This is a genomic window from Methylosinus sporium, from assembly GCF_003113265.1.
Classification (GTDB): domain Bacteria; phylum Pseudomonadota; class Alphaproteobacteria; order Rhizobiales; family Beijerinckiaceae; genus Methylosinus; species Methylosinus sporium.
Map to the genome: position 1 here is coordinate 1 of NZ_PUIV01000044.1, position 19,157 is coordinate 19,157.

20 protein-coding genes are annotated in these 19,157 nt (G+C 65.0%); 9 read left to right on the forward strand and 11 right to left on the reverse strand.

The features are described from left to right. On the reverse strand, positions 1-455 hold a 455-nt coding region (locus tag C5689_RS17475), incomplete at its 3' end, for a hypothetical protein (RefSeq protein ID WP_108918537.1). A gap of 571 nt (positions 456-1,026) precedes the next feature. Between C5689_RS17475 and C5689_RS17480 the strand changes: the two genes are divergently transcribed. Next, on the forward strand, positions 1,027-1,230 hold the full coding sequence (locus tag C5689_RS17480) for a hypothetical protein (protein WP_142864422.1): 204 nt from the start codon (positions 1,027-1,029) through the stop codon (positions 1,228-1,230). Positions 1,231-1,251: 21 nt separating this feature from the next. Here C5689_RS17480 and dprA read toward each other — a convergent pair whose 3' ends face one another. Together dprA and plsY are read right to left on the reverse strand one after the other, a co-directional pair. Beyond that, positions 1,252-2,520, reverse strand: a complete 1,269-nt coding sequence (gene dprA, locus C5689_RS17485) for a DNA-processing protein DprA (RefSeq protein WP_108918521.1) — start codon at positions 2,518-2,520, stop codon at positions 1,252-1,254. Then, a complete protein-coding gene (gene plsY, locus C5689_RS17490) occupies positions 2,517-3,113 on the reverse strand; it encodes a glycerol-3-phosphate 1-O-acyltransferase PlsY (RefSeq protein ID WP_108918538.1) in 597 nt (198 codons plus the stop codon). The genes dprA and plsY overlap by 4 nt, the downstream gene beginning before the upstream one ends. Positions 3,114-3,338: 225 nt before the next feature. Between plsY and C5689_RS17495 the strand changes: the two genes are divergently transcribed. The 4 genes from C5689_RS17495 (at position 3,339) to xth (ending at position 7,919) form a co-directional block, all read left to right on the forward strand. After that, complete coding sequence (locus tag C5689_RS17495; RefSeq protein ID WP_108918522.1) at positions 3,339-4,436, forward strand: helix-turn-helix transcriptional regulator; 1,098 nt, start codon at positions 3,339-3,341, stop codon at positions 4,434-4,436. A gap of 37 nt (positions 4,437-4,473) precedes the next feature. Next, the gene (locus C5689_RS17500; RefSeq protein WP_108918523.1) at positions 4,474-5,841 is read left to right on the forward strand and encodes an HTH domain-containing protein; all 1,368 of its coding nucleotides are present in this window, start codon (positions 4,474-4,476) and stop codon (positions 5,839-5,841) included. Between the two features lie 143 nt (positions 5,842-5,984). Continuing rightward, positions 5,985-7,073 carry a YcjF family protein gene (locus tag C5689_RS17505; RefSeq protein ID WP_108918524.1) on the forward strand — a complete coding sequence of 363 codons (1,089 nt, stop codon included), beginning with the start codon at positions 5,985-5,987 and terminating at the stop codon, positions 7,071-7,073. A gap of 45 nt (positions 7,074-7,118) precedes the next feature. Then, a complete protein-coding gene (gene xth / locus C5689_RS17510; RefSeq protein ID WP_108918539.1) occupies positions 7,119-7,919 on the forward strand; it encodes an exodeoxyribonuclease III in 801 nt (266 codons plus the stop codon). Between the two features lie 4 nt (positions 7,920-7,923). Here the strand turns inward: xth and C5689_RS17515 are convergent, their stop codons facing one another. Continuing rightward, positions 7,924-8,421 carry a hypothetical protein gene (locus C5689_RS17515; protein ID WP_108918525.1) on the reverse strand — a complete coding sequence of 166 codons (498 nt, stop codon included), beginning with the start codon at positions 8,419-8,421 and terminating at the stop codon, positions 7,924-7,926. 380 nt (positions 8,422-8,801) lie between these two features. On the opposite strand from C5689_RS17515, the gene C5689_RS17520 reads away from it, so the two are divergent. Together C5689_RS17520 and C5689_RS17525 are read left to right on the forward strand one after the other, a co-directional pair. After that, positions 8,802-9,398: a hypothetical protein gene (locus C5689_RS17520; RefSeq protein ID WP_244594779.1), complete on the forward strand. Its 597-nt coding sequence runs from the start codon at positions 8,802-8,804 to the stop codon at positions 9,396-9,398. Positions 9,399-9,590: 192 nt separating this feature from the next. After that, positions 9,591-10,190, forward strand: a complete 600-nt coding sequence (locus C5689_RS17525) for a superoxide dismutase (protein WP_108918527.1) — start codon at positions 9,591-9,593, stop codon at positions 10,188-10,190. A 49-nt stretch (positions 10,191-10,239) separates the two neighbouring features. On the opposite strand, the gene C5689_RS17530 is transcribed toward C5689_RS17525, so the two are convergent. The 3 genes from C5689_RS17530 to C5689_RS17540 all read right to left on the reverse strand — a co-directional run bounded on the left by C5689_RS17530 (position 10,240) and on the right by C5689_RS17540 (position 13,025). Continuing rightward, a complete protein-coding gene (locus tag C5689_RS17530; protein WP_108918528.1) occupies positions 10,240-11,325 on the reverse strand; it encodes a rhomboid family intramembrane serine protease in 1,086 nt (361 codons plus the stop codon). A gap of 78 nt (positions 11,326-11,403) precedes the next feature. Beyond that, a complete protein-coding gene (locus C5689_RS17535; protein WP_108918529.1) occupies positions 11,404-11,760 on the reverse strand; it encodes a GIY-YIG nuclease family protein in 357 nt (118 codons plus the stop codon). 62 nt (positions 11,761-11,822) lie between these two features. Further along, positions 11,823-13,025 (reverse strand): pyridoxal phosphate-dependent aminotransferase, encoded by a 1,203-nt coding sequence (locus C5689_RS17540; RefSeq protein ID WP_108918530.1) that lies wholly within the window; start codon positions 13,023-13,025, stop codon positions 11,823-11,825. A gap of 183 nt (positions 13,026-13,208) precedes the next feature. Between C5689_RS17540 and C5689_RS17545 the strand changes: the two genes are divergently transcribed. Then, positions 13,209-14,450: a glycosyltransferase family 87 protein gene (locus C5689_RS17545; protein ID WP_108918531.1), complete on the forward strand. Its 1,242-nt coding sequence runs from the start codon at positions 13,209-13,211 to the stop codon at positions 14,448-14,450. 156 nt (positions 14,451-14,606) lie between these two features. Beyond that, positions 14,607-14,852: a hypothetical protein gene (locus tag C5689_RS17550; RefSeq protein ID WP_108918532.1), complete on the forward strand. Its 246-nt coding sequence runs from the start codon at positions 14,607-14,609 to the stop codon at positions 14,850-14,852. A gap of 62 nt (positions 14,853-14,914) precedes the next feature. Here the strand turns inward: C5689_RS17550 and C5689_RS17555 are convergent, their stop codons facing one another. The 4 genes from C5689_RS17555 to C5689_RS17570 all read right to left on the reverse strand — a co-directional run bounded on the left by C5689_RS17555 (position 14,915) and on the right by C5689_RS17570 (position 18,727). Continuing rightward, positions 14,915-15,523 (reverse strand): copper chaperone PCu(A)C, encoded by a 609-nt coding sequence (locus C5689_RS17555; protein WP_108918533.1) that lies wholly within the window; start codon positions 15,521-15,523, stop codon positions 14,915-14,917. 130 nt (positions 15,524-15,653) lie between these two features. Beyond that, complete coding sequence (locus tag C5689_RS17560; RefSeq protein ID WP_108918534.1) at positions 15,654-17,597, reverse strand: c-type cytochrome; 1,944 nt, start codon at positions 17,595-17,597, stop codon at positions 15,654-15,656. Between the two features lie 88 nt (positions 17,598-17,685). Continuing rightward, positions 17,686-18,051, reverse strand: a complete 366-nt coding sequence (locus tag C5689_RS17565) for a copper resistance CopC family protein (protein ID WP_108918535.1) — start codon at positions 18,049-18,051, stop codon at positions 17,686-17,688. Positions 18,052-18,112: 61 nt separating this feature from the next. After that, positions 18,113-18,727 carry a hypothetical protein gene (locus C5689_RS17570; RefSeq protein WP_108918536.1) on the reverse strand — a complete coding sequence of 205 codons (615 nt, stop codon included), beginning with the start codon at positions 18,725-18,727 and terminating at the stop codon, positions 18,113-18,115. Positions 18,728-19,157 lie beyond the last annotated feature (430 nt).

Sequence of the window (19,157 nt, forward strand, 5' to 3'; positions counted from 1 at the left end):
GCCCGGGCATCATCGGCGCCGCCGCCGAAGCCGATGTTCAGCGCGCCGCCGAGAAGACCGGCGCCGGCGCCGATGATGCCCGGGCCGCCGCCGCCATAGCCATATCCATAGGAGGGATAGGCGTAGCTGGCCGCGACGACCGGCACGACGACCGCAGTCGCCACCGGAGCCGCGACATAGGCCGTGCGGCGCTCATACAACGGATAGTAGGCGGTGCGGCGCTCGATGATGCGGCGCACATAGACCGTGCGATGCTCGATGCGACGCGGCGGGCAATAATGGGCGGAACGGCCCTCGCGATGACGACGGTAATGAACCTCGTCCGTCGACGCCGGAAGCGACACGGACGCGACATTCGCCATGCCGACCGGTCCGGCCACCGCCGCGCCGGGCGCGGCGAAGCCGATCACGGCGCCAGCAGCGCCGAGCAGAGACAACTTCACAACCTTGCTCATGACCCAAGCTCCTCGTGGCTCTCGCCCCCCTTTCCCGCCGCCCGAACCAGGCGGCCGGAACCTTTCGTCGCGGCGCGCGAGCGCCGGCGAGACGTTTCATCATGTAACGGCGGTCACGATGGCGCGGACGACCGGATGCGCCGGGAGGAGCGCGGTCGGTGAAGACAAGCCAACGCACATATCAGTCCCCCAACGCATCGGTCGCTCAAGTCGCGCCTCGAGAAAAATTCCAATTACGCCGCCGTTCCGATGGAAGAACAGCGGTCCAGGTGAAGGGGAACTAAGGCGCGCTTACTTTCCGTCCAGACCGTCGAGCGTCAAAAAAAACGCCCCGTTAACGCTGCTGTCGTCTAAGCGCGCCCGAAATATGAAAACTTTGAGTTGTATCTCGCCGAATTTCTTCGGCCGCCGCCACGGCGCCGACCCTCCACGAAGGCTTGACAGCGAGCTCGGCGGCGCGACGAAACGCGGCTCCGGCCTCGTTGACAATGCATCGTCAGCGAGGCATTTTACGACTATAGGTTGAAAATTCGAATTGCCGGCGCGCGCCTCGCGCCGAGGCGAGGAAAATATGTCCGACAGTCGAGACGTCATCCCCACACAGTCGGAAGCGACGATCGCGTCTCTCGCCAATTACATTGCCGAAATGGCGGGCGAGCTGGCGACGATGGCGAATCGGTCCGAGCTGACGATGCTCGCCTATTTCCTCAATCTGGCGCGTGTCGAGGCGGAGACGAAATCGCGCGAGGCGGCCGCCGTCGGCGACGGGCGCTGACGCGATCGGCGCGACGCGCGCTCACGCCAGCGAGACGAGATTGGAGCCGTGTCGCACGAGACGTCCGGCGAGATCGAGCTCCAGCAACGCGGCGTTGACCTCGCGCGCGGGAAGCCCCGCCGCGCGCACGAGATCGTCGATCGCGACAGGCGCCGGGCCGAGCAACGCCGTGACGCGCGTCACCGGATCGACCGTGTCTGTCGTCTCGTCGTCCGTGGCCGGCTCTCCGTTTCGCGATGCGCTCTCGGCGGGCTCTGGAGCCACGGACACGAGAGCCAGGGGCGCAGCGCGATCATGCGCGAAGGCGCTCGTTCGCTCCTGCAGCGAGAAGAGATCGTCCATCTCTTCCCAGAACGGCTCCTCGGCGGGCGCGTCCCCTTCGCCGAAGAGATCGCCCTGGCGCCCGGCGCCGGCGGCGAGCGCGCGCGTGACATCGTCCGGCCCGATGCAGAGAGTGGCGCCCTGGCGCAGGAGATCATTGGTCCCCTCGGCGCGCGGATCGAGCGGCGAGCCGGGAACGGCGAAGATTTCGCGGCCCTGCTCCATAGCGAAGCGCGCGGTGATGAGCGAGCCGGAGCGACGCGCCGCCTCCACCACGACGACGCCGCGCGACAGGCCCGAGACGATGCGGTTGCGACGCGGAAAATCGCGGCCGCGCGGCTCCCATTCGAGCGGCATTTCCGTCACCACGGCGCCGCCGCGCGCGATGATCTCCTCGATCAGCGGCCGATGCTCGGAAGGGTATGGCCGCGAATGGCCGCCCGCGAGCACGGCGATGGTTCCCGCGGCGAGGCTCGCGCGATGGGCGGAGAGATCGACGCCGCGCGCGAGGCCGGAGACGATGACGTAATTTTCGCGCGCGAGGCCCTGCGCCAGACGTTCGGCGAAAGTCAGTCCCGCGGCCGAGGCGTTGCGCGAGCCGACGATGGCGACGCAGGGACGCGACAAAATCTCCGCCGAGCCACGCAGCGCGAGCAGCGGCGGCGCCGCCTCGATCGCGCGCAACGGCGCGGGATAATCGGCGTCGCCGAGCGACACGAAACGAACGCCGAGCTGCTTCGCGCGCTCCATCTCCGCGCGCACGTCGTCCGGCTCGGCGATGCGGATCATTCGTCCATGGGCGGAGCGCGCGAGAAGAGCGGGAAGCGCCTCCAGCGCGGCCTGCGCGCCGCCGAATTTATTGACGAGCTGACGAAATGTGCGCGGCCCGACGTTCTCGGAACGTATCAGCCGCAGCCAATGAAAGAGCTGCTCCTCCGTCAATCGCGAAGCGGAGGACGGCTCGCTCATGCCTTCTGCCCGATGCGGCTCTCGCTGCCGGCGAGCAGACGGCGTATATTATCGCGATGCTTCCACCACAGCATCGCCGCCATTGCGGCGAAGACGATCGCCTCGCGGTGATGGCCGCCGGCTGCGAGAACGAGCGGCGAAGCCAGGCTCGCCGCGAGCGCCGAGAGCGACGAGTAACGGAACAGCGCCGCCATCGACAGCCACACGCCGGCGAAGGCGAGGCCCGCCGGCCAGGAGAGGCCGAACAGCGCGCCGAGAAATGTCGCAACGCCCTTGCCGCCGCGAAAGCTCAGCCAGACGGGAGCGATATGGCCGACGAAGGCCGCCGCGGCGGCGATTACGGCGCCGTCGGGCGCGATCATCCCGCCGATCAGCGCGGCGGCCGCGCCTTTCAACGCGTCGAGCAGCAAGGTCGCGGCGGCGAGATCCTTGCGCCCTGTGCGCAGCACATTGGTCGCGCCGATATTGCCCGAGCCGATGGAGCGAATATCCGTTGTCCCGGCGAGCCGCGTCAGCAGCAGGCCGAACGGGATCGAGCCGAGCAGATAGCCGACCGCCAGCGCGCCGAGTTCCGGAAATGAAAAGAACGCCAAGGAATAAAGACCCGCGTCGTGCGGCCGGCGCCTTTCGCCGAACGCGGCGCGCAAACTAGTCGAGCGCGCCGTTCCCCGCAAGACGAAGAGCCGATCGACGAAAACCAGATCGAGTTCGGCCGAGCTCCTATCGCCCCCCTCGGCCGAGATTGGCTCGGAAGCTGCTCCACCAGTTTACGTGTAGTTTCTCGCCTCGAAACGTTATATTCGCTGTCGAGTTCCGCCATGACCGCTTCCGACCGCCTCATCGATGACATCTATCGCGCCGCCACCGATCCCGATCTGTGGCCGCAGGTGATGCATGATCTCGCCGCCTCGGCCGACGCCGCGGGCGGCGTCATCCTCACGCGACGCAGCGACGCCTGGGCCGGCTGGCGCTTTTCCGCCGGAATGGTCGGGGTCGACGAATATCTCCGATCGCCGGAGGTCGCGCGCAGCGAGTCGCCCACGCGGCTGCTCGCGGCGAATCGGGCCGGCTTCGTCGACGCCGCCGAAGTCTTCACGGCGGAGGAATGGCTCGCCGATCCGGTGATGACGCATTGGGGAACTCCCAATGGCCTGCACCATGCCGCGGCGATGGCTATGCCCATGCCGACCGACGATTTCGTGGTGGTCCATCTGGCGCGCCGCGCCGGCCGGCCGCGCTTCGAGCCGGACGCCATCGCGCGCCTCGACTCCTTTCGCCCGCATCTCGCCCGCGCCGGACTTCTGGCGGCGCGTTGGCGGCTCGAGCGGCTGCGCGCCGCCACCGAGGCGTTGTCGCTGATCGGACTTCCCGCCGTGATCCTCGATTTGCGCGGCCGGGCGCTGGTCGCCAACGCCCTCATCGAGAAGCTGACGCGCTATGTCAAATGGCTGCCCGGCGATCGCGTCGCGCTCGCCGACGCCGCCGCCGACGCCCTGCTGCGGCGAGGTCTCGCCGATATTTCCGCTCCCGCCGCCGTGACGGCGCGCTCTTTTCCCGCCCGTGGCCGCGCCGAGGTCACGGTCCTCGTCCATCTCGTTCCGATGATCGCCGATGCGCGCGATTTCTTCGACGGCGGCTACAGCCTGATGGTGGTCACGCCGCTCACGAGGAGCTGCGCGCCCGATACGGCGCTGATCCGCGGACTCTTCGATCTCACCGCCGCCGAAGCGAATGTCGCCGGCGCGATCGCCGAGGGCCTGTCGCCGGAGCAGATCGCCGAACGGCACGGCACGACCTCGGCGACCGTTCGCTCGCATCTCAAAAGCGTGTTCGCCAAGACCGGCGTCACTCGCCAGTCTCAGCTCGCCGCCCTGCTCGCGCGCCAGATCGAGCTGCCCTTTCCGCCGGTCGAATAGCGCGATCCGCGCCGCGCATTCGTGCTAATTTCGCGCCATGTCTCGCGCCGGCCGCCTCTTCGAAATCCTGCAGCTGCTGCGCGGCCGCCGACATCCCGTCGCCGGCGCAGAACTCGCGCGCGAGGCGGGCGTCTCCTTGCGCACGCTCTATCGCGACATCGCCGCGCTGCAGGCCATGGGCGCGGAGATCGATGGCGAGCCGGGCGTCGGCTATGTTCTGCGTCCCGGCTTTTTGATGCCGCCGCTGATGTTCTCCGAAGAAGAGATCGAGGCGCTGGCGCTCGGCGCCGCATGGGTCGCGCGTCGCACCGACGACGGGCTATCGCGCGCCGCGAATAGCGCCATGGCGAAAATATCCGCGGTTCTACCGCAAGGGTTGCGGATGCGATCGCAGGACGAGGCGCTCATCATCGGCCCGCCTTGGCGCAAGGCCCAATCCGGGGAGCTGAAGCTGCTGCGCGGCGCGCTGCGCGAGGAGCGCAAGCTCGCCATCTCCTACAACGACGGAAAAGGCGCGCGCACCCAGCGCGTCGTCTGGCCCGTGGCGCTCGGCTTTTTCGAATCCGTCCGCGTGCTCGTCGCTTGGTGCGAACTCCGCGGCGACTTCCGCCATTTCCGCGCCGACCGGATCGAGGCTGCGACCCTGCTGGACGAACGCCCGCCGCGCCGGCGTTCGGCGCTGCAAAAAGAATGGCGCCGCTCCATACTGACAGAATCTGACAGGGCCTCGGCTTATGCACGTTCCATATCGGGACGAACCAAGGGAGACCTCATGTCCGATGCGCTCACTTTCTACACAAATCCGCAATCGCGCGGCATGATCGTCCATTGGTTGCTCGAGGAGATCGGCGCGCCCTATGAGATCGAGATCGAGGATTATGGGAAGTCGATCAAATCGCCGGAATTTCTCGCGATCAATCCGATGGGCAAGGTGCCGGCGATCCGCCACGGCGACAAAGTGGTGACCGAAGCGGCGGCCATCTGCGCCTATCTCGCCGACGCTTTTCCGCAGGCGGGCCTCGCGCCGCCGCCGGCCGAGCGCGGCGCCTATTATCGCTGGCTGTTCTTCGCCGCCGGCTGCGTGGAGCCGGCGATGACCAACCATTCCGTCGGCTGGGACCCCGCCGCCGACATGCAGCGCCGTTTCGGCTACGGCTCCTACGCCGCCGTGGTGGACACGCTGGCGGCGGCCTTGGCCGGCCGGCGCTATATAGCGGGCGACGCCTTCAGCGCGGCCGACGTCTATGTGGGCTCGATGATCGGCTTCGGGATGCGCTTCGGCGTATTGGAGAAGAGACCGGAGTTCGAAGCCTATTGGGGCGGCCTCGAGAACCGCCCGGCGCGGCTGCGGGCGGTCGAACAGAATGAAAAGCTCGCCGCACGGCAGGCCTGGGCTCCCGCCTGAGCCGTCCGGCGGGGGCTGAGGGAGCGCGCCCCGCCCCCGCTGATTTCTGTCGAGAGCTCGGCGCGCGCGGCAATTTTCCCGAGCGGGGCGCACGCCCATGCGCTAGAAAGCTGCGGGGCGAAAGCGCTATCGAAGCGACAGAGATGACGGAACCAGAACGCAGACCGCGCCCGCGCGCCTTTCGCCTCGACGGCGAGCAGATCGTTCCGCCCAAGAGCGCGCGGCCCGCGAGCGCGCGGCCCCAGGAGGCGGAGCGCGCCCAGCCGAGCATGGTCGAGGCGCAGATCGACGTCTTCGCGCTGGAGGCCGAGACGCCGCGCGATTTCGTCGAGGAGGAGAAGGCGATCGAGGCCGCGCAGAAGCGCGGAGTCCTGCGCAGTATGCTGGTCTCCTGGGGCGGCTTGTTCGTCTCGGCCTTGGCCGGCCTGCTGTCGCTGGCCGGCGGCATGTGGCTCACCAATCTCGTCGAGGACCTCTTCGCCCATTCGGCGCTGCTCGGAACGGTCGGGCTCGCCCTCGCCGGCGCGGCGCTGGTCGCGGCGCTGGCGATGCTCGCCAAGGAAATCGTCGCCATCGCGCGGCAGAACCGAGTCGCCCGGCTGCATATCGCCCTCGCCGAGGCGCGCCGGCGCGACGACATCAAAGCCGCACGCGAACATGTGAAAGAGCTGTGCAAGCTCTATGAGGACCGCCCCGAGACCGGCCGCGCGCGCGCGCTGGTGCTGGAATTTTCGCAGCAGATCATCGACGGGCGCGATCTCGTCGATCTCGCCGAGCGCCATATCGCGCATCCGCTGGACGCGCAGGCGCGCCGCGAGATCGCCGACGCCTCCAAGCGCGTCTCCATCGTCACCACGGTCAGCCCGCGCGCGCTGCTCGACGTGCTGTTCGTCGCCGCGCAGGCGATCAGGCTGATGCGCCGCATCGCCGAAATCTATGGCGGACGGCCGGGAATGCTGGGCTTTTTCAAGCTCGCGCGCTCGGTCGGCGCGCATCTCGCCATCACCGGCGGGCTCGCCATCGGCGATTCGATCCTGCAGCAGGTGGTCGGCCACGGCATCGCCGCCAAGCTCTCCGCCAAGCTCGGCGAAGGCGTGCTCAACGGCCTGCTGACGGCGCGCGTCGGCCTCTCGGCCATGGCGGTCTGCCGTCCCATGCCCTTCAGCGCCGAAAAGCCGCCCGGCGTCGCCGACGTGGCGCCTTTCTTGTTCGGCGACCGCAGCGGCGGCTGATTGAACGGCGGCGCGGATTTTCCCTCTCGAGAAAACGACAAGCGGATGAAGATCACCACCTGGAACATCAATTCCGTGCGCCTGCGAATGCCGATCGTCGCGCAATTCTTGAAGGAGCACGCGCCGGACGCGATCTGCCTGCAGGAGACCAAGTGCCGCAACGCCGAATTCCCCTATTCGGATTTTCGCGCGCTCGGCTATGAGCATTTCGCCATCAATGGCCAGAAGGGCTATCACGGCGTCGCCATCGTCTCGAAACAGCCGATGGAACTGCTGGAGACGCGCGATTTCTGCGAGAAAGGCGACGCGCGCCATGTGTCCGTCGGCTTCGCCAATGGCGGGACGCCGCTCACCATTCATAATTTCTACGTGCCGGCCGGCGGCGACGAGCCCGATCGCGAGATCAATCCGAAATTCGCGCATAAGCTCGATTTTCTCGACGAGATGGCCGAATGGATTCAGCGTGATCGCGTGACCGACGGCCGCGTGATCCTCGTCGGCGATCTCAATATCGCGCCGCTGGAGCAGGACGTCTGGAGCCACAAGGCGCTGCTCCAAGTGGTGAGCCATACGCCGATCGAGGTCGAGAAGCTCGGCCGCGTCATCGACGCAGGACGCTGGATCGACACCATGCGTCGCTTCGTGCCCAAGGAGGAGAAGCTCTATACGTGGTGGAGCTATCGCGCCTCGGATTGGGAGAAATCCGACCGCGGCCGCCGGCTCGATCACATTTGGGCGAGCGAGGCGCTCTCCGAAACGCTCGAACAGATGCATGTGCTGCGCGAAGCGCGCAATTGGACGCGCCCCTCGGACCATGTGCCGGTGACAATATCGCTCGCGATCTGAGACGTCACGCGCCGACCTGCGCCCTCAGTTCGGAAAGCGAAGCGAAGCGCCGCACGCGGCTCTCGTCGCGAATCTCGACCGAGCCGTCCGAAAACATCACGTAGAGCGCGCCGCCATTCTCGTAGCGGTCGACCTCGACCGGCTCTTCCGCGACGAAACGTTTCGGCGCATAGGCCTCGAATCCCGGCGGCGACGCCACGGCCGGAGTCGCCGTGGCCGGCGGCGGGACGGGAGCAGGCGGTTCTGCGGCGGCGGCCGGGACCGCGACGCGCGGAGCGAGCGTCGCCAGCGCATGATCGAGCCGCGACAGAGCGGCGGCGATCGCCAGCGTCACCACGCCTCCAGAAACCGCCACGGCGCCCGAGATGAACAGGCTCCAGCCGCGCTCGATCTGGATTTTGTCCCAGCCTTCGAACATCGCCGCCACGCCCCAGAGCGCGAGCGTCAGGCCGAGCCCCGCCACGCCCCAACGCGACAGACGAAAGAACCAGACGCCTCGCATGTTCCGCCTCTTTGCTCTCGCATGACGCAATCGCGTCGTCCCGTTCTGTTAGCACGCCAGCCCGCGCGTCGCTCCGACGGTTTTCATCTGCCATTCGGCGCGAGAATTCCGGCGCGATTATGGAGAGGCTTCACGCGCCCCGCGACCGGCGCCGGCGGATAATATTCAAGCCCCTCGAAAACAACAAATATGCGTCGTAACGCCACATGGAATTCGTGGTCACCAAACCAAACATCAAAAGGGGAGACGGAAGTCTCCATAACGAAGATCGGCGACGATCCGCCTCATTCAGGGGAGTCGAAACCATGGATACGCGCTCTATGAGGCGTAGCTTATTTGCACTTGTCTTGGTATCAGCCTCGGCAACGACCGGTTCTGCTTTGGCGCATGGTGGCGTAAAGCTCGAGCAGGACGAATGCGTGGCGACGGTCGGCCCGGTGAAAGTGCATTTCATCGGCTATCAGCGCAAAGGCGAGCCCGAAGAATTCTGCGACGATATCGTCAGAACCGGCCAGACGGTGATCGCGCTGACCGCCGTGGAGTCTGGACGACTCCCCGATTCCTACATGGCGCAGAATCAGGCGTCCAATGCGGCGCCCCCGGCTCCGGCCGTGGATGTGCGCGACATCGCCATCGGCGTGCGCATCGTCAAGGATGTCGGCGAGGCCGGCGACAGCGCCACGGCGACCGAGTTCTACGCGCCGCCGAAAATCCATCGCAACGCCACCATGACCTTCGAGCACGACTTCAAGGAGGCGGGAAATTATGTGGCCATCATCACCGTCGCCGATCGCGACGGCCATGAGTGGAGCTCGCGCTTTCCCTTCCGCGTCGGCGTGCTCAGCCTGTGGAACATGATCGAATATGTCCTCTATGGAATCGGATTTCTGGCGCTCTCCGCCGGCCTCTGGCTGATCGCCTGGCGACGCCCGCCGACCGAGCCCGGCGCAGACGGCGCCCTTCACCACGCCGAGTGAGAAACCGCCCCTTCGAGCCCGCCCGATCCCCATCGGGCGGGTTTTTTCGCGCCCGGAATGCGCTTGTCGTCCGAGCTTTGCACGAAAATTGTTAGACTGCGGCCGTGCGAGATTGCTTGGAGCCCTGCCGGGTTCTAGGTAGAGGCGAGCGGAGAATGCTGCGCTCGCGAACCCAAGTCAGGAGCAAGGATTATGAGCTTCACCCTTCCCGACCTTCCCTACGCCTATGATGCGCTGCAGCCCTATTTGTCGAAGGAATCCTTCGAGTATCATCACGACAAGCATCATGCGACCTATGTCACCAACGCCAATAATCTGATCAAAGGCACCGAGTTCGAGGGCAAGCCGATCGAGGAGATCATTGTCGCCTCCTATGGCAAAAACGTGCCGATCTTCAACAATGTGGCGCAGATCTACAACCACTCCGAATATTGGAAGTGGCTGAAGCCCAATGGCGGCGGCGCGATTCCCGCCAAGGTGGAGAAGGCGATCGTCGAGTCCTTCGGCTCGGTCGACAAGTTCAAGGAAGAGTTCCAGACCCAGGGTCTCGGCCAGTTCGGCTCGGGCTGGGTGTGGCTCGAGATCAAGGACGGCAAACTCGCCGTGCGCAAGACCCCGAACGCCGAAAACCCGCTGGTGTTCGGCGCCAAGCCACTACTGGTCGCCGATGTGTGGGAACACGCCTATTACATCGACTACCGCAACCGCCGCGCCGACTTCCTCAAGGCCTTCCTCGAGCATCTCGTGAATTGGGAATATGTCGAGGAGCTCTACGAGGCCTCGACGAAATAAGACGTTTTCATACGGCGGCGGCGCGATGCGTCGCCGCCGTCAAATTTTTCTATAGACCGCGCCCGCGTCGTCGCTTGCGCTCGCCGACGAAAGACGCGGCCACGAAGCCGCCCGCGTCCCGCGCGCCGCGGAGAATGCTGTTTCGCTGCATCGATAGCGCCGCGACGAAAGCCAAACCCGCGCCGGCGAAACCCATATCGACAGGATGCGCGCAGAGCGAGCCGACGAAGCGCGTCGCTTCGTCCGGCCCCGGCCATTGGATTTTGCAGACATCCGGGAGCGCGCCTCCCCAGATTTTCACGGCCGACAGCGTGAGCCCCGCGTCGAGAGAAGCGAGCAGAACGCCCGCCCACGCCGCTCCGCGGCGCACCGAAAGAAGAAGGTCGATGATCTTCACCAGCGTGAAAAAGCCGAGAATGACGCCGCCCGCCACGATCAGCGCGGTTCGATCGCGCGGCGCGCCGCCGATCGTCCAGGCCGCAGCGCCCGCGAATGCGAGCGCGACATAACAATTGGCCTTGGCGAATTCGGGAAATTTGCAGCGCAAGACGACGGACTCGAGCCGCGCCGAGAGATCGAGAAGCGCGCAGACGATGAAGCCGGCCGCAAAGCCCCCGAAATGCGCGCGCCAATCGATATTCGGCACGGTCGTGGAAAGCGCGAAATTCAGACCGAAATTCACCAGAAAAAATGTGGCGTCGAGCTCGCTCTCGCCGAGCACGAAAAGCGCGAAGAGCGCCGCGAGCAGGCCGGAGACAGCGCCCGACGCGCCGACGGTGAGGAATGGACCCGGCTGCGTCTCATGCGTGACGACGCCGCCGCCGATGAGCGAAACGAGATAGATCAGCAGGAAATTGCTGAAGCCGACGCGCCGCTCGAGATGCGGCCCCCAGAGGACGAGCGCCAGCATATTGCCGAGCAGATGACCGGGATTTGCGTGCAGAAAACCATAGGAGACCGCACGCCAATACTCCTGCGCGACGAAAGCCCCAGAATGAAGCGCGCCCATGCGCAGCAGAACATCCGCCGGGATAACGAGCTGGCCAGAAAGTGCGACGCTGACGAGAAAGCCGATGCTATTTGCCGCGAGGAGGAGCAGAACAGCCCCGCCGGGCGCGACGAAGAAGGCGTTCATTTGTAAACCTGCGAACAAACATGATCGAAAACCAAGTCACAACCGACTCGCATCTCGCGAATATCAGGCTCGTGACCGTCACGAATGCGTGGGATTATAGAGCCTCTCCGGCGAAAACTCTTCGCGCTCCAGTGTGAGCGCGAGAAGAGCTTTCAGATCGTCGTCCGGATCATAGTCGGGTTTTTCAGCCGGCTTCAGCAGTTCCACAGTCTCGAAGAAGAAAGCGTCGGCTCCCAGACGATTCCAATCGTCCTGCAAGGCGCGGTTGCGATGCGAGCCCAGCCGAAGCTCGGTCTGGTGCCGATTGAGACGCGCATGGATGTCGCGTCCGCATTCGAGCAGCGAAAAACCGGACTCTTTGTTCAAGACGCGGAAAACGCCCATCTCCTTGGGCGTTTCCAAAAATTGGCGCTTGAGTTCTCTTTTCCGATCCATTGCCTCGCTCCGCGTTTCTCGCGACGGAGACCGCCGTCGCGAGAAAGCCAGGCGGCTCGATCTCAGACCAAGCTCGCGCAGAACCTCTGTATCTTCGTGCAGGCGTCCTCGAGCGTCGCGTTCGACGCCGCATAGGAGACGCGGAAATTCGGTCCCGTGCCGAAGGCCGAGCCCTGCACCACGGCGACGCCTTCCGCCTCCAGCAGAGCGGTGACGAAATCGACGTCGCTCTCGATCACCTTGCCCTCCGGCGTTTTGCGGCCGATCGCCTCCTTGCAGGAGGGGAAGACATAGAAGGCGCCCTCGGGCGAGGGGCATTGCAGATATTTCGCCTGGCCGAGCATGGAGACGACGAGATCGCGCCGCTCCTGAAACGCTTTGCGGAACACGGCGAGATGATCCTGCGGGCCTTCCAGCGCCGCGAGCGCCGCCCATTGCGCGATGGAGCAGGCGCCCGAGGTCTGCTGGCCCTGCAGCATGTCCATGGCCTTGATGAGCGCGGCCGGGCCTGCGGCGAAGCCGATGCGCCAGCCGGTCATCGCATAGGCTTTGGAGACACCGTTCATCGTCAGCGTGCGCTCGAAGAGGCCCGGCTCCACCTGCGCGATGGTGGCGAATTTGAAATCGCCATAGACGAGATGCTCATAGATGTCGTCGGTGAGAATATGCACCTGCGGATGGCGCAGCAGCACTTCGGCGACCTGTTTCAGCTCGTCATGCGTATAGGCGGCGCCGGACGGGTTGGAGGGCGAGTTCAGCACCAGCCATTTGGTGCGCGGCGTGATGGCGCGCTCGAGGTCCGCCGCCTGCAGCTTGAAGCCATGCTCCATCGTCGTGTCGACGAAGACGGTGCTTCCGCCGCAAATGGCGACCATCTCGGGATAGCTGACCCAATAGGGCGCCGGGACGATCACCTCGTCGCCGGGATTGATCGTCGCCAGAAAGGCGTTGAAGAGGATGTGCTTGCCGCCCGTGGCGACGATCACGTCCGAGGCCTTGTAGTCGAGGCCGTTCTCGCGCTTGAACTTCTTGGCCACGGCCTCGCGCAGCTGCGGAATGCCGAGCACCGGCGGATAGCGCGTCTCCCCGCGGCGGATCGCCTCGACGGCGGCGTCGCAAATATGCGTCGGCGTGTCGAAGTCCGGCTCGCCCACCGAGAGCGAGATGACCTCCCTGCCCTGCGCTTTGAGGTCACGCGCCTTCTGCGTCACGGCGATCGTGGCGGAAGGTTTCACGCGTGACAAAGCGTCGGCGATAAAGGCCATTTGGGATGCTCCTCTGGAGGAAGTGTGCGCTGCACAATCGCAGTCTCGAAGATAGACGCCGCGGCGGCGCCGGGCAATCGAAAATCCACCTCCGCCCCCGCGTCGAAACGAAGCGATTAACCTCTCGCGCCTAAGCTCGCTCCGACGCCGAACCGGCGGGAAGGCACTGGAAGGGCGCGGAACATGTGGGAGAAGTTGCGCAGCGGCGACTGGCTCGACGCGGAGCGCCTGCGCGTCTATCCCGCCATGCTGCTGCTGCTCGCGATCGGCTGTATCGCGGCCGTGCTGATGACTGCCAATGGCCGCTTCGACGCCAATGGCCATCCCCTCGGCACGGATTTCAGCCAGGTCTGGGTGGCGGGCCTCGAGACTTTGCGCGGCCATCCGGAAGCGCCTTTCGACCTCGAGCGCCATATCGCCGCGCAGCGCGCGGAATTCGGCGCCGATAGCGACGTCTTCGGCTGGCATTATCCGCCTTATTTTCTCGCGCCAGCGGCGGCGCTCGCGCATCTCCCCTATCTCGAGGCGCTGGCCCTCTGGCAAATGGCGACGCTCGCGCTCTATCTCGTCGCCCTGCTCGCGCTCATGCGCTGCGCCGCCACGAGCGTCGAGGGCTGGCGCGTCGCGCTGCTGGCGCTCGCCTTTCCGGCGGCGCTGGTCAATCTCGGCCATGGGCAGAACGGCTTTTTGACCGCCGCTCTGCTCGGCTTCGGCTTTCTCGCTCTAGAGCGCCGGCCGGCGCTCGCCGGCCTCGCCTTCGCGCTGCTCGCCTATAAGCCGCAATTTGCGCTCGCGCTGCCGGTGGCGCTCATGGTCGGCGGCCATTGGCGGGCGCTCGCCTTCGCCGCCGCCGCGCTCGCCGTCATGACGCTCGCCAGCCTCTCCCTCTTCGGAGCCGAGAGCTGGGTCGCCTTCGCGCAGAATCTCGACGTCACGCGCGATCTCGTCGTCGAGCGCGGCGCTGCGGGCTTTCCGAAAATCCAGAGCGTCTTCGCTGCGGCCCGCCTGCTCGGCGCCGACATCTCGACCGCCTATGCCGCGCAGACGCTGGTCACGGCGACGACGCTCGCCGCGCTCGTCTGGCTGTGGCGCAGCAGGGCCGATGATCGCGCCAAAGCCGCCGGAGCGATCGTCGCGACATTCCTCACGACGCCCTATTGTCTCGATTACGATATGACGGCGCTCGCGCCCGCCTTCGCTCTGCTCGCGTCTCTCGGACTCGAGCGGGGCTTCGGCCCTTATATGAAGAGCGCGCTCGCCGCGGCCTTTGTCATTCCTCTCGTGGCGCGTCCGATAGCGACAGCGCTGTCGCTCCCTCTCGGGGCGATCACTCTGGCGACATTGTTCGCGCTAATTGTCTCAAATGCGCGCGACGCATGTTTTCGCCATGCGGGCGCCGCTGCGCCGCTACGATCGACGCTTTGACGACCACAAAAAATTCACCTCGCCAAAAAAATTGCCGCCCACTGCTCCCGACGTGAAACTTTTCGGCGCGCGCCGCCGTTTATTCTTCGCCGAGCGATCGTGGGAGCGGTCGCGACGCGTCGGACGTTCGGGGGAGCGTCCCGGAGAGGGTGCGTCATGTCGTTGGTGGACAAGTTCGAAGACCGTATGGAGCCGGCTTTTACGCGCAGCTTCGATCCGGAGTCGGCGCGGCGTCAGTTCAGGGTTTCTCTTTTCCTGGTCGCCGCTATGGCGCTCGCAGCCTTTGTCCTGGGCTTCGCCCTGCCGCTCAACGCCCCGCGCAGTTCGCCGCCGACGCCCGCCGTCTCCTCCGACGCGAGCGATTTTTCCGGCCGTCTGCTCAGCTTGGATTCGACCGACTGAGGTCGTGAGAAGCGCGGCCCGGCCGAGGCCGAACCGCGCATCGAATCACGATGGCCGGACGATCATTTCATGTCCTTGGACGTGTGATCGCCGTGGTCGTGATGATCGTGGTGATGCCCTTGCTCTTTGGCGTCGCCGGCCGGCGAGGTCACGCCGCCTTCCGGATGGGCCTTTTCCCAGCGCTGCATCGCCTCGGCGTCATGCGCATGTTTGGCGTCGGGCGCGTCGACGGCCGCGTCCACCGTCACTTCGCCCGCCTTCTCGAAAACGAGAACGAGCTCCATTCCCCAGCCGACGGGGTTGATCTTCTTGACCTCAGCCAGCACGACATGCGGGCCTTCGGGCGAGAGTGTCGTGGTCTTATCGGCCGCGATGGCGATGCCGCCTTGCGCGATCGTATGCTTGGCGTCGGAGTGCAAAGTGACCTTACCGACATTCGGCGATTTCACCGCGATGAGCTTGTCGGCGCCGCCCTTATTGTGGATGAAGGCGTAGAAATAAGCCGTGGTCTCGCCGTCCTTGGGCGCGCGCACCCAGGGATGCTCGATCGTCAGCTTGCCGAGCTCATATTCGTGAGCCTGCGCCGAGCGCATCGGAGTCGAGACGCCCAACGCCGCGCCGCCCAATAGAGCGCCGCCCGCCGCCAATAGATCACGCCGCTTGATCATCATGTGCGTTCTCCCTTACACGCCGACGAAGCCGTCGGACTTTGCATTCGTCGCTTGATTGTCTGCGGGGCCTTCGGCCCCGTCCGCCGCATCGCGACCATACGACGAATTGCGCGCCATTTCGTCTCGCCTCTCAATGCTGATGCGGCGAGACATAGACGATCGGCTCTTTCGCGGTCAGCGCGATCTGCGCTTTCAGCAAGGCGAGATTGCCGTCGTCGGTCCCAAAATGGCGGAAGCGGGCTCGAACATAGCCGGAGCGATCGATCAGGAAATGACCTTCCGGAATCTCATTGACGACCGGCTCGTCGAGATAATGGTTGATGAGAGAATAGGTGAGCTCCGTGGCGTCGGGATGACTGGGCGTCAGCGCGCTCGGATCGGCCGGGCATTCACCGAAATAATCGGTGACATGATGCGCGCCCATCGCCTTCACCGTCTCGGCGGCGGCGTTCAGGCTCGCGACGCGATCTGCAAAACCCGCCTCTTCCGGCTTGCAGCGCGCAAAGGAGACCAGCGTCGGCACGCCGCGCAGCTTTTCGACATCGTCGATCTCGCCCTTGGGATCGTCCAGCGCGAAATTGGGCGCGACGAGCCATTGAATCACGCCCTTGGGGCTCAAGAATCGCGACTGGTTCGAGTTCGACAGAACGGTGAGAAAATTGATGAGGTCCCAGCGCTCGTCCTCTGTGACCGTATCGGCGAAGGCCGGCATGACGCCGCTCTGCCCGCCATAGGTCAGCCAATGGAAAATATCGCCGAGCGTATGCGTCGCGACATGTGGCGCGGTGAGATCGGCGGGCGCCACAGGCAGACCCTTGGCCATGGGCCCATTGCCCTCGCCGGTGACGCCGTGACAGGCGATGCAATTGGCCTGGAACGTCTCATAGCCGCGCTTCACCGAGGCGGCCGTGTAAGCGATGGGCGGATCGGTATAGGTCTCGGGATAGGCTTGCACCGACAGCGAGACCGTGCCGCAGACCGCCGCCGCCAGCGCCAGCGCCGATGTCGAATATTTTCGCCAATCGCGCAGCCGCGGCAAAGGCGCGAAACCCATGGCGGCGGCAAGCGCAGGCGCGAACCAGGCCAGGCCGGCGACGACCGCCAAGGCCGCGCCGGCGACGCCCCATTGCCAGGTGGGATCGATCCAGGGCGTGACCTTGAGGCCCCAAGTGCCGGCCCAAGTGACGCGGAATGGCAGCGGCCAATAGACATTGGTCTCATGCGCCGCCGGCGTGATGGTGGCGATCCAGCCGGCGATGAACAAAAGGCCGAGCGCGCACGCCCCCTCGAAGCCGCCGATCTTGCCGTACCAGGCGAAATCGAAGCTCTTTTTGGAGCCGGCGAGCGTCAGATAGCGCGCCAGCGAAAGGGCGAGCAGCAAGGCCGCGCAGAGCAGCGCCAATTTGACGGTGAGCAGACGCCCATAGGGCGTCGCCAGCATGAAGCCGAAGCTTCCGACCGTCTCCCAGGCCAGGACAAGGCCGCTGATCAGCACGATGACCATGGCCGCCTTGGCGACGAGCGACCAGCGCTCGGCGAGGCGCCACGCCTCCTCCGGCGGCTTGCCGCGGCCGGTGATCATCCAATAGACGAGGCCGAGCAGGCCGCCGATCCAAGTGAGGCCCGCCAGAGTATGGAAAGGGAAGCTCAGCTGCGTATAGATCGGCAGGCTGTCGTCCACCGCATGGCCGGTGACGGAGACGACCGCGAGCACCGCGAGCCCGAGCCCGAGAGTCGCGCGATCGAGCCAGAGATTTTTCACCCGCAGCCGCAGCAATGCCGCCGCGGCGAAAACGGCGGCGAGAACCTGCGTCGCCACCCAGGCCTTGCCGATCAGCGTGCCGAAGATGAATTGAAGCAGCGCCGCTGAATCGAGCGGCCGTCCCGCCGGGATAATGTTGCGCGCCGAAGCGACGATGAGGCCGAAGCCGAGCAGCAGGCGCAGGACCGCCGCCGCCGCGACCGGCTTTTTGAAACGCGCGCCATCCTCCTCTATGAGGCGCGGCAGCAGCAATAGTCCGACGGCGAGAGCGGACAGAACGCTCTCCACGAAGCGAAGCGTCGCCAATTCCATGAGTTTCGACTTCCGTTACGCTCACGAACGCGGCGCGGCGCCCCGCCGATCGGCGCCGCCCGCTTTCATTTTTGTTCGAGAGCCAGAGTTAGCGAGCGTCGACCGTGAATTCGTATTTCCCCTCGACGATGTGGCCATCCGAGGAGAGAACGCGATATTTCACGGTATATTTGCCGGCCGAAAGATCGGGCGCGTCGAGCGTCAGCTCGCGCGGCTTCTCGGGCGCGCCCTTCGCGCCTTCGACGACCGTCTTGCCATTGGCGTCGATGATCGAGATCGTCGAATAATTGGGCTCCACGCCGCCGCCGAAGCGCAGCTTCACGATCTTGGGGGAAGCGGCGACATGATCCTTGGCCGACGGAGACGCGTCGACCAGAAAGGAATGGGCGAACGCCGCGCCGGCGCTCACGCATAGAAACGCCGCCACGAGACCGGCTCCGAGCTTCACCTTCATCGTCGCTCCTCCATATTATTGGCTTATTCACATCATGATCTGGTCAGTCGACTGCATCCGTTCAAGACGACTTCATCGCGTCGACGGGATTCGCGCTTTTCGGCGTCGATTTGCTGTGGCGCCAATAGACGCCCACCATGAGCGCGATCAGCACGGCGCCGAGCGCCTGCGGCACGAAGGACCACAGCGTCTGACCGACCATGAATTTGAACTGCTGGGTCTCTTTCTCGCCATTCGCTCGGGTGAGCGTCACATAGCCGATGAAATGACCCTTATCGGTGAATTTGTGCTCGAAGTTGAAGGTGCCGGTCTTATACAGCTTCGCCGGCAGATGAATGATGGTGAGCGGATCGAGATCCGTATCTGCGGAGATCGGCGTCAGCGGATCGCGAATGATGCGCAGTTCGAGCGGCAGGTCGCGAAAATCCGGATTGGCGATATCGAAAGTGAAGATGACGCGACCGACGAAGGGAATGTGCTCGCAATATTGCTCACGCGCGCCTTCGGCCTCATAGGCCGTGATGTGGATCATGTCATATCCGAACATGACCATGCACATATTGTCCATGACCATCGCTTCCGGGCCGTCGCCCCCGGCGCGAGCCGGAGTCGCGGAGAAGGATGCGAAGAGCAACGCGAGCGCCAGCAGACACGAATTCACGGAACGAACGATCATCGCTTTCCTTCCTCCCGACCACGCGCGCCTCGAGGGTCGCCGCGTCGCCTTTTTTTTGATTCGAGCATCGAGAGGCGAAAATCCTCGCCCTCGCTTGTCCCGATTTTCTTAGTGCAAAAAGGAATCGATTTGAAATCGCTATTTCGTCGACCTGTCGCGGCGTCGCTCGCGCCTGCGAGCCCTCGGCCGATGCGAGACTCTATGCATAAATTCTATGCGCCTTCGGGCGCAGACGCGACAATTTCTCCTGCGTCCAAACGCCGCATATATCGCACTGCGATATAACTGCCGCCTTCACGCCCGCGACTCGCGCTGCGACGCCCCGACACTTCGGAGCGCAAAGAAAAACCGGCCGGGCGCGAGGCCCGGCCGGCGTTGTTATCAGGCTATTCGAGGTTCGATCAGGGCATGTCGCCGGCGACGAACTTCG

Coding starts and splice junctions, on each gene's coding strand:
- xth (WP_108918539.1), top strand. CDS start 7,119: ATGAAGATCACCACCTGGAACATCAATTCCGTGCGCCTGCGAATGCCG.
- C5689_RS17570 (WP_108918536.1), bottom strand. CDS start 18,727: ATGATCGTTCGTTCCGTGAATTCGTGTCTGCTGGCGCTCGCGTTGCTC.
- C5689_RS17480 (WP_142864422.1), top strand. CDS start 1,027: ATGTCCGACAGTCGAGACGTCATCCCCACACAGTCGGAAGCGACGATC.
- C5689_RS17555 (WP_108918533.1), bottom strand. CDS start 15,523: ATGATGATCAAGCGGCGTGATCTATTGGCGGCGGGCGGCGCTCTATTG.
- C5689_RS17505 (WP_108918524.1), top strand. CDS start 5,985: ATGACGGAACCAGAACGCAGACCGCGCCCGCGCGCCTTTCGCCTCGAC.
- C5689_RS17525 (WP_108918527.1), top strand. CDS start 9,591: ATGAGCTTCACCCTTCCCGACCTTCCCTACGCCTATGATGCGCTGCAG.
- C5689_RS17550 (WP_108918532.1), top strand. CDS start 14,607: ATGTCGTTGGTGGACAAGTTCGAAGACCGTATGGAGCCGGCTTTTACG.
- dprA (WP_108918521.1), bottom strand. CDS start 2,520: ATGAGCGAGCCGTCCTCCGCTTCGCGATTGACGGAGGAGCAGCTCTTT.
- C5689_RS17500 (WP_108918523.1), top strand. CDS start 4,474: ATGTCTCGCGCCGGCCGCCTCTTCGAAATCCTGCAGCTGCTGCGCGGC.
- C5689_RS17545 (WP_108918531.1), top strand. CDS start 13,209: ATGTGGGAGAAGTTGCGCAGCGGCGACTGGCTCGACGCGGAGCGCCTG.
- C5689_RS17560 (WP_108918534.1), bottom strand. CDS start 17,597: ATGGAATTGGCGACGCTTCGCTTCGTGGAGAGCGTTCTGTCCGCTCTC.
- C5689_RS17565 (WP_108918535.1), bottom strand. CDS start 18,051: ATGAAGGTGAAGCTCGGAGCCGGTCTCGTGGCGGCGTTTCTATGCGTG.
- C5689_RS17530 (WP_108918528.1), bottom strand. CDS start 11,325: ATGAACGCCTTCTTCGTCGCGCCCGGCGGGGCTGTTCTGCTCCTCCTC.
- C5689_RS17495 (WP_108918522.1), top strand. CDS start 3,339: ATGACCGCTTCCGACCGCCTCATCGATGACATCTATCGCGCCGCCACC.
- C5689_RS17535 (WP_108918529.1), bottom strand. CDS start 11,760: ATGGATCGGAAAAGAGAACTCAAGCGCCAATTTTTGGAAACGCCCAAG.
- C5689_RS17515 (WP_108918525.1), bottom strand. CDS start 8,421: ATGCGAGGCGTCTGGTTCTTTCGTCTGTCGCGTTGGGGCGTGGCGGGG.
- C5689_RS17540 (WP_108918530.1), bottom strand. CDS start 13,025: ATGGCCTTTATCGCCGACGCTTTGTCACGCGTGAAACCTTCCGCCACG.